This is a genomic window from Albimonas sp., assembly GCF_055129145.1.
Genome location: NZ_JBSRTQ010000021.1, coordinates 24975 through 38903, shown reverse-complemented (window position 1 = coordinate 38903; position 13929 = coordinate 24975). Strand labels below are relative to the sequence as shown.

At 69.6% G+C, this 13929-nt stretch carries 12 protein-coding genes; 8 read left to right on the top strand and 4 right to left on the bottom strand.

Annotated features, from left to right (window positions below; genetic code table 11):
• Positions 1–1126: acetylornithine deacetylase (gene argE / locus ACTB72_RS05915; protein ID WP_463036060.1), on the bottom strand; the 1126-nt coding region annotated here is incomplete at its 3' end.
• A 186-nt stretch (positions 1127–1312) separates the two neighbouring features.
• Between argE and ACTB72_RS05910 the strand changes: the two genes are divergently transcribed.
• From ACTB72_RS05910 to ACTB72_RS05885, 6 genes are all read left to right on the top strand, one after another.
• Positions 1313–2371, top strand: a complete 1059-nt coding sequence (locus ACTB72_RS05910; protein ID WP_463036059.1) for an ABC transporter ATP-binding protein — start codon at positions 1313–1315, stop codon at positions 2369–2371.
• Entirely contained in the window at positions 2368–3387 is a 1020-nt protein-coding gene (locus ACTB72_RS05905) for an ABC transporter ATP-binding protein (protein WP_463036058.1), read from the top strand. The genes ACTB72_RS05910 and ACTB72_RS05905 overlap by 4 nt, the downstream gene beginning before the upstream one ends.
• A 162-nt stretch (positions 3388–3549) precedes the next feature.
• On the top strand, positions 3550–5259 hold the full coding sequence (locus tag ACTB72_RS05900) for a peptide ABC transporter substrate-binding protein (protein WP_463036057.1): 1710 nt from the start codon (positions 3550–3552) through the stop codon (positions 5257–5259).
• A gap of 183 nt (positions 5260–5442) precedes the next feature.
• Positions 5443–6453, top strand: a complete 1011-nt coding sequence (locus ACTB72_RS05895; protein ID WP_463036056.1) for an ABC transporter permease — start codon at positions 5443–5445, stop codon at positions 6451–6453.
• A complete protein-coding gene (locus ACTB72_RS05890; protein WP_463036055.1) occupies positions 6446–7393 on the top strand; it encodes an ABC transporter permease in 948 nt (315 codons plus the stop codon). Before ACTB72_RS05895 ends, ACTB72_RS05890 begins: the two co-directional genes overlap by 8 nt.
• A gap of 94 nt (positions 7394–7487) precedes the next feature.
• Positions 7488–7784, top strand: a complete 297-nt coding sequence (locus ACTB72_RS05885; RefSeq protein ID WP_463036054.1) for a hypothetical protein — start codon at positions 7488–7490, stop codon at positions 7782–7784.
• On the opposite strand, the gene ACTB72_RS05880 is transcribed toward ACTB72_RS05885, so the two are convergent.
• The 3 genes from ACTB72_RS05880 to cobS form a co-directional block, all read right to left on the bottom strand.
• On the bottom strand, positions 7754–8401 hold the full coding sequence (locus tag ACTB72_RS05880) for a hypothetical protein (RefSeq protein WP_463036053.1): 648 nt from the start codon (positions 8399–8401) through the stop codon (positions 7754–7756). The genes ACTB72_RS05885 and ACTB72_RS05880 overlap by 31 nt on opposite strands.
• A 141-nt stretch (positions 8402–8542) precedes the next feature.
• A complete protein-coding gene (gene cobT, locus ACTB72_RS05875) occupies positions 8543–10429 on the bottom strand; it encodes a cobaltochelatase subunit CobT (protein ID WP_463036052.1) in 1887 nt (628 codons plus the stop codon).
• A 170-nt stretch (positions 10430–10599) separates the two neighbouring features.
• Entirely contained in the window at positions 10600–11589 is a 990-nt protein-coding gene (gene cobS / locus ACTB72_RS05870; RefSeq protein WP_463036051.1) for a cobaltochelatase subunit CobS, read from the bottom strand.
• Between the two features lie 337 nt (positions 11590–11926).
• Here cobS and ACTB72_RS05865 point away from each other — a divergent pair, with 337 nt between their 5' ends.
• Both ACTB72_RS05865 and ACTB72_RS05860 read left to right on the top strand, forming a co-directional pair.
• Positions 11927–12595 (top strand): thermonuclease family protein, encoded by a 669-nt coding sequence (locus ACTB72_RS05865; RefSeq protein ID WP_463036050.1) that lies wholly within the window; start codon positions 11927–11929, stop codon positions 12593–12595.
• Between the two features lie 69 nt (positions 12596–12664).
• Positions 12665–13867: a trans-sulfuration enzyme family protein gene (locus tag ACTB72_RS05860; RefSeq protein ID WP_463036049.1), complete on the top strand. Its 1203-nt coding sequence runs from the start codon at positions 12665–12667 to the stop codon at positions 13865–13867.
• The last annotated feature ends 62 nt before the right edge of the window (positions 13868–13929 follow it).

The following is a 13929-nucleotide window of genomic DNA, read 5'->3' as shown; positions in this document are numbered from 1 at the left end:
CTTCGAACTGGCTGATCTCGATGTATTCGTCCGGCTTGTGGGCCTGCTCGATATCCCCCGGCCCGCAGACCACCGAGGAATAGCCGCCGCTCTGGAAAATCCCCGCCTCGGTGCCGAAGCTGACGGCGCGCAGCGCGTTGTCGCCGGTGAGGCGGCGGGCCAGCGCCTCCGCCGCGCCGCCTTCCTCGCGCACGAAGGGCGGGTTCTTGGTCAGCAGGTTCGGCACGATCCGCGCCTCCGGCCGGATCTTCCGCAGCTCCGCCTCCAGACGCGCGCATTCGTCCTGATAGCGCTTCGCCCAGATGTCGGGGTCCTCTCCCGGGATCACGCGGATGTCGGTGGAGAACCAGGCGTCCTTCGCGGTGATGTTGTTCGCCGTGCCGCCCCCGATCCGGCCCACATGCAGCGTGGTCCAGCCGGGCTCGAACCCCTCCGATTCCGGCGTCGGCGAGGTCTCGTGCGCGGTGCGGTTCTCCGCCATCCGGGCGGCGAGCCACACCACCAGCTCGGCCGCCGTCATCACCGCCGACACGCCCTCATGGCAGCGCGAGGAATGCACCTCGTAGCCGTGGATCTCGGTCAGGAAACCAACGCCGCCCTTGTGGGTGGTGACCACGCCCATCCGGGTCGGCTCGCCCACGATCACCGTCTCCGCATGGGGCAGGGCGCCGCGCAGCGCCTCGACCAGGGGGCGCGCGCCGCGCAGCCCCAGTTCCTCGTCATAGCTCAGCGCGATCTGCAGGGGCCGCTTGATCCCGCGGGCCAGCGCCATCGGCACGGCGCAGAGCGCCAGCGCGTCGAACCCCTTCATGTCGCAGGTCCCGCGGCCATAGAGCCGCCCGTCCTTCTCCACCACCTCGAACGGGTCGGAGGACCAGTCCTGCCCTTCCACCGGCACCACGTCGGTATGGCCCGACAGCACCACGCCGCCCTCGATCATCGGCCCGACATGGGCCATCAGCCCGGCCTTCTGGCCGGTCTCGTCATAGATCCGGTGGCAGACGGCGCCGTGACCCTCCAGGTAGTCCTGCACGAAATCCACCAGCGGCAGGTTGGTCTTGGAGGACACGGTGTCGAAGGCGACGAGTTTTGCGAGCATCTCGCGCGGGGTGTAGATCGTGGGCATGGGGGCTCCTGAAAAGGACTGGGGCGAAGCCTGCGGGTCCGCGCGGCCTTGGTCAAGCGCGCGCGGATTATGATTGCGGCGCCGCAGCAAGTCGTGTTCACTCTTCAGACGAGGCCGACAAAACTGGTCCGACAGGGAAAGAACAGATGAACAAGAACCAACGCCCCCTTGGGGCGGGGAGCGCCCTTGGCTGACGGCGCCCTGCCCAATGTCGATCCCGCCGCCGACCCGGCCGGCGCGGCCCCTGTGCTCGAGGTCGACCGCCTCGAGGTCGTGTTCGATACCCGCGGCGGCGCGGTTCACGCCATCAACGGCGTCAGCTTCTCGGTCCGCCCCGGCGAGTTGCTGGGCGTGGTGGGCGAGAGCGGCTCGGGCAAGTCCGTGACAATGATGAGCGCGCTCGACCTGCTGCCGAGCCCGCCTGCGCGGCGCACCGGCGGCCAGATCCGCTTCGACGGGCGCGACGTGTCCTCGATGGGCCCCAAGGCGCTGCGCAAGCTGCGGGGCGGCGACATCGGCTTCGTGTTCCAGGATCCGATGACCTCGCTCAACCCGGTGTTCACCGTCGGCTACCAGATCTGCGAGCCGCTGCGCGCCCATCTGGGCCTCTCCCGCAAGGACGCCCGCAAGCGCGCCGCCGAGCTGCTGGCGCTGGTCGGCATCCCCAGCCCCGAGGCGCGGCTCGACGATTATCCGCACCAGTTCTCGGGCGGCATGCGCCAGCGGGTGATGGTGGCCATCGCGCTCAGCTGCGAGCCGCGGGTGATCATCGCCGACGAGCCGACCACCGCGCTCGACGTCACCATTCAGGCCCAGATCCTCGACCTGGTGCGCGACCTGCGCCACCGCACCGGGGCGGCGATCGTGTGGGTCACCCATGATCTCGGCGTCATCGCCGGCATCGCCGACCGGGTGGCGGTGATGTATGCGGGCCAGATCGTGGAGGAGGCGCCGGTGGCCGACCTTTTCGCCGATCCGCGCCATCCCTACACGGCCGCCCTCCTGGACACGATCCCGAGCGTGGAGGGCGCGCGGCCGGAGCGGCTGACCACCATCCCCGGCCAGCCCCCGATCCTGCACGCGCCCCCCGCCGCCTGCGCCTTCGCGCCCCGCTGCGCCCATGCGTTCGACCGATGCCACGCGCAGAACCCGGCCCTGGCCGACGACGGCGCCGGGCACAAGGCCGCCTGCTGGCTGCGCCCCGAAACGGTCGCCATGGCCGACGCCGCAGGAGCCCGACGATGAGCCTCGACGCCATGCCCGCGGCGGCGACCCGGACGCCCGCCGGCGCCCGACCGCTGCTGCGCATCGAAAACCTTCAGGTGCTGTTCCCGATCTACAAAGGCCTCCTGCGCCGCCGGGTCGGTTCGGTCCGTGCGGTGGACGGGCTGACCTTCGACGTGATGAAGGGCGAGACGCTGGGCCTCGTCGGCGAATCCGGCTGCGGCAAGTCCACCACAGGGCGGGCGATCCTGCGCCTGACCGACATCACCGCCGGCAAGGTCGAACTGGATGGGGTCGACGTCGCGGCGCTGGAGGGGAACGACCTGCGCCAGATGCGCAAGCGCATGCAGATGATCTTCCAGGACCCCCACGCCTCCCTGAACCCGCGGATGACGGTCGCCGCGATCATCGCCGAGCCGCTGGACGAGCACATGACGCTCGGACGCAAGGCCCGCGCCGACCGGGTGGCGGAGCTGATGAACGCGGTCGGCCTGCGCGAGGATTTCGCCTCGCGCTATCCGCATGAATTCTCCGGCGGGCAGCGGCAGCGCATCGGGATCGCGCGGGCGCTGGCGCTCGATCCCGACTTCATCGTCTGCGACGAGCCGATCGCCGCGCTGGACGTCTCGATCCAGGCGCAGGTGGTCAACCTTCTGGAGGATCTGCAGAAAAAGCTCGGGCTGACCTATCTGTTCATCAGCCACGACCTCAGCATGGTCCGCCATCTCGCGAGCCGGGTGGCGGTGATGTATCTGGGAAAAATCGTCGAGCTGGCGAGCCGCGAGCAGCTCTACGCCACGCCCCGTCACCCCTACACCAAGGCGCTGCTCTCCGCGGTCCCCTCCCCCGATCCGGTGCGCGAGGCGAGCCGCGAGCGGGTGATCCTGCAGGGCGACGTGCCCTCGCCCGCCAATCCGCCCTCGGGCTGCCGGTTCCGCACCCGCTGCCCGGTGGCGCAGCCGCGCTGCGCGGCCGAGGTCCCCGAATTCCGCGCGCTGGAAGACGGGCGCCGGGTCGCCTGTCACTTCGTGGAATGACGCCGCTTCGCGTCCCGATCCGCGCGCCCGGTCCGTTGCGAGGATTTGAGCGCATGCGAACGAAATTCGCTTCCGCGCGCGTCAGGCGCCGCTAAGCTTCACCCATGGTCACGGGAAAAATCCCGGGCCGCGACCAACAACAGGGAAAGATCGGAACCGACCATGCGACTTAGAAATCTCCTATCCGCCTCCGTCGCCGCCGCCGCGCTCGGCGCGCTCGCCGGTCCCGCGCTGGCCGAGCGCGGCGCCGATGGCCAGGTCAACATCATCTACTGGCAGGCCGTCTCGATCCTGAACCCGTATCTCTCGGGCGGCACCAAGGACGTCGAGGGTTCGTCCCTCGTGCTCGAACCGCTGGCCCGCTACGACGAGACCGGGACCATGGTGCCCTGGCTGGTCGACGAAATCCCGACGGTGGACAATGGCGGCGTCGCCGAAGACCTGATGTCGATCACCTGGAAGCTGACGCCGGGCCTGAAATGGTCCGACGGCTCCGACTTCACCGCCGAAGACGTGGTGTTCACCGCCGAATACTGCATGGATGAGACCGGCGGCTGCCAGCAGCTCGCCAATTTCGCCGATGTCGCCTCGGTCGAGGCGGTGGACCCGACCACCGTCAAGGTCACGTTCTCCGTGCCCAAGCCCGTCCCCTACGGCCCCTTCGTCGGCGCCCAGTCGCCGATCCTGCAGAAGGCCCAGTTCGCCGACTGCAAGGGCGCCAAGGCCCCCGAATGCACCGACGCCAATTTCGGCCCGATCGGCACCGGCCCCTATGTGGTGACCGAGTTCAAGCCCAACGACGTGGTGACCTTCGAGGCCAACCCGAATTTCCGCGACCCCGCGAAGCCCGCCTTCGCCACGGTGCTGCTGAAGGGCGGCGGCGACGCGGTGTCGGCGGCGCGTTCGGTGATGGAGACGGGCGAGTTCGACTACGCCTGGAACATGCAGGTCGAGCCCGAAATCCTGGCCCAGATGGAAGCCAAGGGCATGGGCAAGGTGATCTCGGCCTACGGCACGTCCGTCGAGCGGTTCGAGGTCAACATGACCAATCCCGATCCGGCGCTGGGCGACAAGCGCTCGACCATCGAGGGCGGGCCGCATCCGTTCCTGACCGATCCGCGGGTGACCAAGGCGCTCAGCATGGCCATCGACCGCGAGATCCTGGTCGAGGCGGGCTACGGCGCGGCGGGGCAGGTGACCTGCAACGTGCTGCCGGCGCCGGACCTGTTCAACTCCACCGCCAACGACTGGTGCAAGACCCCGGACGTGGAGGGCGCGAACAAGCTGCTCGACGAGGCCGGCTGGAAGATGGGCTCGGACGGGGTGCGCGAGAAGGACGGCATGAAGCTGTCGATGCTCTACCAGACCTCGACCAACTCGGTCCGACAGGGCACCCAGGCGCTGATCAAGCAGATGTGGCAGGAGATCGGGGTCGAGACCGAGCTGCGCAACATCTCCGGCTCGGTGTTCTTCGGCGGCGATCCGTCCTCCCCGGACACCTTCCAGAAGCTCTATGCCGATGTGGAGATGTTCACCAACAACTTCGACGGGACCGACCCGGAGAAGTACATGGCCAACTGGCGCTGCTCCGAGATCCCCAGCCCCGCCAACAACTGGCTGGGCGGCAACAACCCGCGCTACTGCTCGGCCGACTACGACGCGCTGGTCCAGAAGCTCGCCGGCACCGCCCGGATCGAAGAGCGGGCCGAGATCGCCAAGCAGCTCAACGACATGCTGATGGAATCGGGCGCGATCATCCCGCTGATCCATCGCGGCCGGGTGGCGGCGATCGCCAACACCGTCGCGGGTCACAAGCTGAACCCCTGGGACTCCGAGCTGTGGGACATCGCGTCCTGGTCGCGCGCCAAGTGATCGGCGCCTGAGGCGAGACCCTCCGGGGGACGGCGCGCCCGTCCCCCGGGCCTGACCCGCCACGGCCCCCTGTCCCGACGGCGCCCATTCCGGCCCATCCTCGCCAAGCGGCGGAGGGAGGCTCGGAGGGGACCCGCGGGCGCGCCGCGGCGGCTTCCGCAGCCCCCTGATCCGCAGGCCGAAATGCTCACCTACACGATCAGACGCCTGGCCTTCGCGATCCCGACGCTGCTGGTGATCAGCTTCCTGATCTTCGGCATCCTCGATCTCGCGCCCTCCGACCCCACGGCGCAGCTGCCGCTGACCATTCCGCCGGAAGTGCGCGAGAAGATCCGCATGAGCCTCGGGCTCGGCGACCCGTTCCTCATCCGCTATTTCAAATGGCTGGTGCAGTTCATGGTCAACGAGCCGCTGAACATCCTCGAGCAGTGGACCGGCTGGACCTTCGGCGACGGCGAGCGGCTCAGGGTGCTGAGCTGGCAGACCCGGTCCCCGGTGGTCGACCTGATCGTGCAGCGGATGCCGCAGACCCTGTGGGTGGTCGGCATGTCCTATGTGGTCGGCATCGTCATCGCGATTCCCATCGGGGTGCTGTCGGCCTACAAGCAGTATTCGTGGTTCGACCAGTTCGGGACGCTGTTCTCGATGGTCGGCTTCTCGATCCCCACCTTCTTCACGGGCCTGCTGTTCATCGTGATCTTTTCGGTTACGCTTGGCTGGCTGCCGTCGATCTACGACACCACGCTGGTGGTCGAGGACTGGGGCAGCCTCTGGGCGCAGATCCAGCAGATGATCATGCCGGTCATGGTGCTGGGGCTCTACAACGCCTCCCAGCTCAGCCGGTTCATGCGGGCCTCGGTGCTCGACAATCTCAATCAGGACTACGTGCGCACCGCGCGGGCCAAGGGCATGACCGAGAAGGTGGTCCTGCTGATCCACGTGCTGCGCAATTCGATGATCCCGGTGGTGACGGTGATCGCGCTGAACCTGCCGCAGGTGTTCGGCGGCGCTATCATCACCGAACAGATCTTCCGGGTGAACGGCCTCGGCCAGCTGCTGATCGGCGCCATCGAGGGCGGCGACATCCCCACGGTGCAGACCCTGACCTTCATCTTCGCGGTGCTGATCGTGCTCTTCAATCTGATCGCCGACGTGCTCTACGGCATCCTGGACCCGAGGATCCGCTATGACTGACGCAGCCGCCGTTTCGCCCACCGCCGCCGAGGCCGCCGCCGCCGACGCCGTGCAGCGCCGCCGCCACAGCTCTCCCTGGCGGGACGTGTGGGCGCAGTTCTCGTCCCACCGCGGCGCGCTGGCGGGGATGATCGTCTTCGCCTTCATGCTCTGCGTGGTGCTGGTCGGGCCGTTCATCCATACCGTCGATCCGCAGAAGCTGGATATCCGGGCCAAGAACCAGATGATGTCCTGGGCCCATCCGCTGGGCACCGACAATCTGGGCCGGGACATGCTGGCGCAGGTGATGGCGGGCGGGCAGGTCAGCCTCGCGGTCGGGGTCACGGCGATGCTGATCTCGGTGCTGCTCGGCGCCGCCATCGGGGTGACGGCGGGTTATTCGAAGCGGCTCGACGGGCCGATGATGCGGCTGACCGACCTCTTCCTCGCGCTGCCGTTGCTGCCGCTGCTGCTGGTCATCATCATGCTGTTTCGCGACACGCTCCGGCAGGCGTTCGGGCCGGAGTCCGGCATCTTCATCCTGATCGTCTTCGTCATCGGCATCACCTCCTGGATGCAGACCGCGCGCATCGTGCGCGGCGACGTGCTGGCGCTGAAGGAACGCGAATTCGTGCTGGCCGCGAGGTCCGTCGGCGCGCCGGGGCGGCGGATCATCACCCGCCACATCCTGCCCAACGTGCTGAGCCCGATCATGGTCTCCGCCACGCTCGGCGTCGCCAACGCCATCATCACCGAAAGCGCGCTGAGCTTCCTCGGCCTGGGCTTCCCCTCGGATTTTCCGACCTGGGGGAGGCTGCTCTATGATGGCGCGAATTTCATGACGCTGACGCCCGACCGGGTGATCTGGCCGGGGCTGGCCATCTCGCTGACCGTGCTGTCGGTGAACTATATCGGCGACGGGCTGCGCGATGCGCTGGATCCGCGGATCCGCGGGCGCTGAGGGGCCCCCGGGTCACGGCTTCGTCATCGGGGGTGCGCAGGGCGCGCGGCCGGCGTAACTGTGCGCAACGCCCGTCGTCATTCGGAGATCCCCCATGCTGCGCATCCTCGGCCTGGTTTTCGCGGTCCTCGCCGCCGCCGCGCTCTGGGCCGATATCCAGGACGCGGGGACGGGGGCGGCCATCGACTTCGCCAGCTTCGGCCAGCGCTGGGCGCAGATCCATCAGCCCAGCCTGATCGGCCTGCAATCGGGTCTTGAGAACCGAGTCGATCCCTCGATCTTCTTCGACTACATCCTGCCGGTGCTGGAACTGCCCGCGGCCGGCGTGGCCGCGGGGCTGGCGTTGCTCTGCGCCGGTCTTTACGCGCTCACCCGCCGCCGTCGCGCCTGAAGCGGCGCGCGCCGGGCGACGAGGCCCAGCGCGCCGAGGCCCGCGGCCAGCGCGGGCAGGGCGGCGGGCAGAGGAAGCGTGGTCAGCGACGAGGTCGCGCCAGACCAGCCGCCCTGATCGATGCCTTCGTTCCAGGCGGTGACCGAGATCGCGTCGCCGTCGCCCGACGCGTCCAGCACCGCCTCGCCGGAGGCCGAGAGCGCCACGCCGCCGATATCGTTGTCGAAGGCCAGCAGCCCCGTCCGGCGATCCAGCGCGAAGGCGTCGAGGTCGAAGGCGAAGTCGATCTCCGCCAGGCTCCGTCCCATGTCGCCCAGCGCCTGGACCACGGAGGCCTGGATGGCGCGGTCCTCGACGATCAGAAAGCCGGACCCGCTTGCAAACAGGCGGAATTCCAGGCGGGTCAGGTCGGCTTCGGTGGCCGTGCCGGTCTCCACCGCCGTGGACCAGCGGATTTCGAGCCGGTCGACCTCGCTGGCGGCGAGCGGGCGCAGGGTGGTCAGGTAGGTATGAGCCACGGGCAGCGCGGCGGCGGGGCCGGAGAGGGCGAGCAGAGCGGCGACCGCGAGGCTGAACGCGGAACAACGGGGGCCGGGAAAGCGGGGCGAGGGACGCATGGCGACTCCGGACGAATGGCCGAGGGAGGAACGGGGCGACGCGGCGGCCGGAACTCGGCCGCCGCGTCGATCCTCGTTCACGGATCTCGCCGCGTCACTGGAAAAATCGCGCCGGCCCCGCCGATCGTCGTCCCAATTCGCTCAGGCCGCGCGTCGCCCGCCGCGCGAGCGGCGCGACGCCTTGCCGAGCGCGCCCGGATCGGTGTCGAAGAGCGCGGCGAGCTGCTCGGTCATCGCGCCGGCGAGCTGGTCCACGTCGGTGATGGTCACCGCGCGCTGGTAGTAGCGGGTCACGTCATGGCCGATGCCGATGGCCAGCAGCTCGGCCGAGCGCTTGCGCTCGATCATCGCGATCACGTCGCGCAGGTGCTTTTCCAGGTAGTTCGAGGCGTTGACCGACAGGGTGGAATCGTCCACCGGCGCGCCGTCGGAGATCACCATCAGGATGCGACGCTGTTCGGGCCGACGCTCGATCCGGCGATGCGCCCATTCCAGCGCCTCGCCGTCGATGTTCTCCTTCAGGAGCCCTTCCTTCATCATCAGCCCGAGATTGTCGCGGGTCCGGCGCATCGGCGCGTCGGCGGGCTTGTAGATGATGTGGCGCAGGTCGTTGAGGCGACCGGGGGCTGCGGGTCGACCGGCCTGCAGCCAGGCGTCGCGGCTCTGTCCGCCCTTCCAGGCGCGGGTGGTGAAGCCCAGCACCTCGACCTTGACCGAGCAGCGTTCCAGCGTCCGGGCCAGAATATCGGCGCAGATCGCGGCGATGGAGATCGGGCGGCCGCGCATCGAGCCGGAATTGTCGATCAGCAGGCTCACCACGGTGTCGCGGAACTTCGCCTCCTTCTCCACCTTGAAGGACAGCGAGGTCGTCGGGCTGACCACGACGCGGGCGAGGCGGGCGGCGTCGAGCACGCCCTCCTCCTTGTCGAAGTCCCAGGAGCGGTTCTGCTGGGCCTGCAGCCGGCGCTGCAGCTTGTTGGCAAGGCGCGAGACGGCGCCCTTCAGCGGCTCCAGCTGCTGGTCGAGATAGGCGCGCAGACGCTCCAGCTCTTCGGGTTCGGCAAGCTCGGTGGCCATCACCTCCTCGTCGAACTTCTGGGAGAAGATCTTGTAGGCCGGGTCGGCGTCGGAGACGGCGGGCGGGCGCGGCGGCGCATCCGGGGTCTCGCCCTCGTCGTCCATCGCTTCCTCGGACATGTCGGCGTCGTCCGACTCGTCCATGTCCATCTGCGCCGAGGTCGCGTCCGGCGCGTCGGCGGCCTGGTCGTCGGGGGCGTGGTCCTGGTTCTCGTCGCCCTGCTCGTCGCCCTGGTCGTCGCCGTCGGGTTCGGGCTCCTCGCCGTCCTCCTCCTCGGCCTCGTCGTTGTTCTCGTCGGCGTCGGGGTCGTCGCCCAGCTGCTCGCCATAGCCGAGCTGGTCGATCACCATGCGCGCGAGCTTGGCGAAGGAGGCCTGGTTCTCGAGGCTGTCGCCGACCTGCTCCATGGTCTGGCCGGTCTGCTGTTCGAGGAACCCGCGCCACAGGCCGAGCACGTTCTCCGCCCCCGCGGGCAGGGCGCGGCCGGTGGCCATCTGGCGCACGAGGTAGCCGGCGGCCTCGGCCAGCGGAGCCTGGGCCACGTCCTTGATGTCGCCGTAGCCGAGGCGCCTCGCGCTTTCGGCGAGCCGCGCGTCGAGGTTGTTGGCGACGCCGGGCATCTGGCGGGCGCCGATGGATTCGCAGCGCGCCGTCTCCATCGATTCGAAGAGCGCGCGGGCCATCTCGCCCTGGGGCAGGTAGCGGTTGTGCACCGCGTCGTCATGGAAGCGCATGCGCAGCGCGTAGGCGTCGCCGGCGCCGCGGGCGGCGACGACCTCCTCGCGGCTCATGCGGCGGGTGACCTGGGGCAGGCGGACGGAATCGTTGGCCATGCCCGGCGGGTCGACCGAATAGGTGACCGACAGCTCGGAATCGTTGGCCATGGCGCGGGTGGCTTCGGCCAGCGCCTTCTTGAACGGATCGGCGGGGTTGTCGGAACGGTTGTTCATCGGGTCGCGCCACCTCGTTCAGCGGGACGGCGTCGTGCGGGGCTTTTCATCCGCCACGCGCCTGATCGGCCGCGTTGGTCTTCGCCCTCGCCCGGGCCGGCGGCGCGGATCGCGGCCGGCCCGGGGCGCAGGAGCGGGTCGCGGACCGGGGGACCGGTCCGCGGTCGGGCTCAGCCCAGCGCGACGGAGGCCGCGCTCTCGGGCAGTTCCTCGCCGAAGCAGCGCTGGTAGATCTCGGCCACCGTCTGCCGCTCGAGCTCGTCGCACTTGTTGAGGAACGTCACCCGGAAGCCGAAGCCGATGTCGCCGCCGAAGATGCGCGCGTTCTCGGCCCAGGCCAGCACCGTGCGGGGCGACATGACGGTGGAGATGTCGCCGTTCATGAAGGCCGAGCGGGTCAGGTCCGCCACGGTCACCATGCGCGAGATCGTCGTCTTGCCCTTGGGGGTCTGGTAGTCCGGGTTCTTCGCGAGGACGATGTTCACCTCGTCGTCGTGGCTCAGGTAGTTCAGCGTCACCACCATCGACCAGCGGTCCATCTGGCCCTGGTTGATCTGCTGGGTGCCGTGATAGAGGCCGGTCGTGTCGCCGAGGCCGACCGTGTTCGCGGTGGCGAACAGGCGGAAATAGCGGTGGGGGTGGATGACCTCGTTCTGGTCGAGCAGGGTCAGCTTGCCGTCCACTTCCAGCACGCGCTGGATCACGAACATCACGTCCGGGCGGCCGGCGTCGTATTCGTCGAAGACGATGGCGACGGGGTTGCGCAGCGCCCAGGGCAGGATGCCTTCCTGGAATTCGGTGATCTGCTTGCCGTCGCGCAGCTTGATCGCATCCTTGCCGATCAGGTCGATGCGGCTGATGTGGCTGTCGAGGTTGATGCGCACGCAGGGCCAGTTCAGGCGGGCGGCGACCTGCTCGATATGGGTCGACTTGCCCGTGCCGTGATAGCCCTGGATCATCACGCGCCGGTTATGCGCGAAGCCCGCCAGGATCGCCATCGTGGTGTCGCGATCGAACTGGTAGGTCGGGTCGAGGGTGGGCACGCGGTCGGTGGGCTCGGCGAAAGCCTTCACCGTCATGTCGGAGTCGATGCCGAAGACGTCGCGGACCGAGAGGTCCACGGTCGGTTCCATCGCGTCCAGGATCGCACCGTCAGCCATAGGAGAAACTCGCTTTCCGCCGGGCGGTCCCGGGCATGTTCGTCAGTCTGCCATTGTTCTTGGATCATAGATCCCATGCGCGCAAGGGCGCCAGCGGCGCGGCGCCGCGGCTGCGGGGAAATCCGGGGGCGGATGGTGGGGCGACGTGGCGCCGCGGGGCGGGATTCCGCTCGAAACGGGTCTGGCGCCGGGATCGGGGGCGGCTCCTACGGCCATCCTGGGCAGAGGGTCCGGCGTGGCGCCGGGCGCCGGGGTGCGTTAACTCCGGTAAATGATCCGTAAACAAATCCGCCGATCCGGTCTCGTCCTGCTGCTCCTGGCCGCGTCCGCACTCCCCATGATCGCGCCCGCCCAGGCGACCGAACGCTTCGCCGGCCCGGCCCGGGTGATCGATGGCGACACCATCGCCATCGGCGACGACCGCCTGCGGTTGTTGCACATCGACGCGCCGGAAGCGGCGCAGACCTGCCGGGACGGCGCGGGTCGCGACTACGCCTGCGGCGAGGCCGCGACCCGCGCCCTCATCGCCCTGATCGACGGGCGCGACGTGCGCTGCACGGCGGAAGAGCGCGACCAGTACCGTCGCCCGCTGGCGGTCTGCGAGGCGGGGGCCCGCGACCTCAACGCCGCGATGGTCGCGGGCGGCTGGGCGGTGGTCTACCGCAAGTTCTCCGACCGCTACGAAGCTGAGGAGACCACGGCCCGCGACGCAAGCGCGGGCCTCTGGTCCGGCGATTTCGAAGCCCCCTGGGATTATCGCGCCCGGCTCAGGGCCGAGGCGGCGGCGCGGTCCGTCCCGCGGCCCGCCGACGAGGTTTTGTCGGGCAAGGACGGCCCCGGAAAAGCCTGTCCGATCAAGGGCAACATCTCCCGCTCCGGCCAGATCTATCACATGCCCGACCAGGCGGATTACGGGCGCACCCGGATCTCGACCGACAAGGGCGAACGCTGGTTCTGCTCGGAGGAAGAGGCCGTGGCCGCGGGCTGGCGCCCCGCCGAACGCTAGGCCGCCTTCCCGCGCCCCGCGGCGCGCGCTAGACCAAGGGCCTCGCCCCAATTTCGCGGAGCCCGCCTGATGTCCGACGCCCTCCCCCCCCGCTCGCTCGCCCGCCGCCCGGCCGCGCCCCGCACCGTCACCCGCCCGGTCGCGAGCCCGATCCACCCCTCGGTCGTGTGGCGGGCGGAAGACGCCGACGCGCTCGACGCCCAGTACGAAGGCCGGACCGAGGGATTCGCCTATGCGCGCGAGGGGCACCCCAACGCCGTGGCGCTCGCCCGCCAGATCGACGCGCTGGAGGGGACGCCGGAGGGCTCGGGCGGCGGGCTGGTGTTCGGCTCGGGCATGGGGGCGGTGTCGGCGGTGCTGCTGGGGCTGCTGAAATCCGGCGACCGGGTGATCGCGTCGAACCAGCTTTACGGGCGGACCCTGCGGCTGATGACCCAGGACCTGCCGCGCTTCGGGATTTCGGTGGATTTCGTCGACCCGACCGACGGCGCCGCCTGGGCGCGGGCCGCCGAGACCCCCGCCGCGATGGTCTTCGCGGAGGTCGTGTCGAACCCCACCCTGCGCGTCGCCGACATGGAAGCCGCCCACGCAGCCGCGGTCGCGAGCGGCGGGCTATTGGTAGTGGACAACACCTTCACCACCCCGCGCGGCTGGCGGCCCTTCGATCATGGGGCGGACATCGTGATCCACTCCGTGACGAAAATGCTCGCCGGGCATTCGGACGCGACGCTGGGCTGGGCCGCGGCGCGCGATCCGGCGGTGCGGGTCGCGCTGGCCGCCGCGCAGGGGTCGATCGGGGCGACTGCAAGCCCGTTCGACTGCTGGCTGGCCGAGCGCGGCCTCGCCACCTTCGCCCTGCGCTATGACCGGGCCGAGGCCAATGCGGCGGCGCTCGCCGACCACCTCGCGAGCCTGCCGGGGGTGGAGACCGCGATCTATCCCGGCCGCGCCGACCATCCCGACCACAACCGCGCCGGCGACCTGCTGCAGGGGCGCAACGGGGCCATGGTCGCCTTCCGGCTGAAGGGCGGGCGGGCCCAGGCCAACGCCTTCATCCGCGCGGCCAGGGACCTGCCCTTCGCGCCGTCGCTCGGCGACGTGCAGACCCTGCTGAGCCATCCGCCGAGCTCTTCGCATCGCGCGCTGACCGAGGCGGCGCGTGCGGCGCTGGGCATCACCGAAGGCTTCATCCGCGTGTCGGTGGGCGTCGAGGAGATCGAGACGCTGAAGGCCGAGTTTTCGGAGGCCGTCGCCGCCGCCGCCGCGATCTGAGGACGGCGGCGCCTGGAACGCGACCCTCCCCCGCCGGCGGGGGAAGGCAAGGCGTCCCGAGG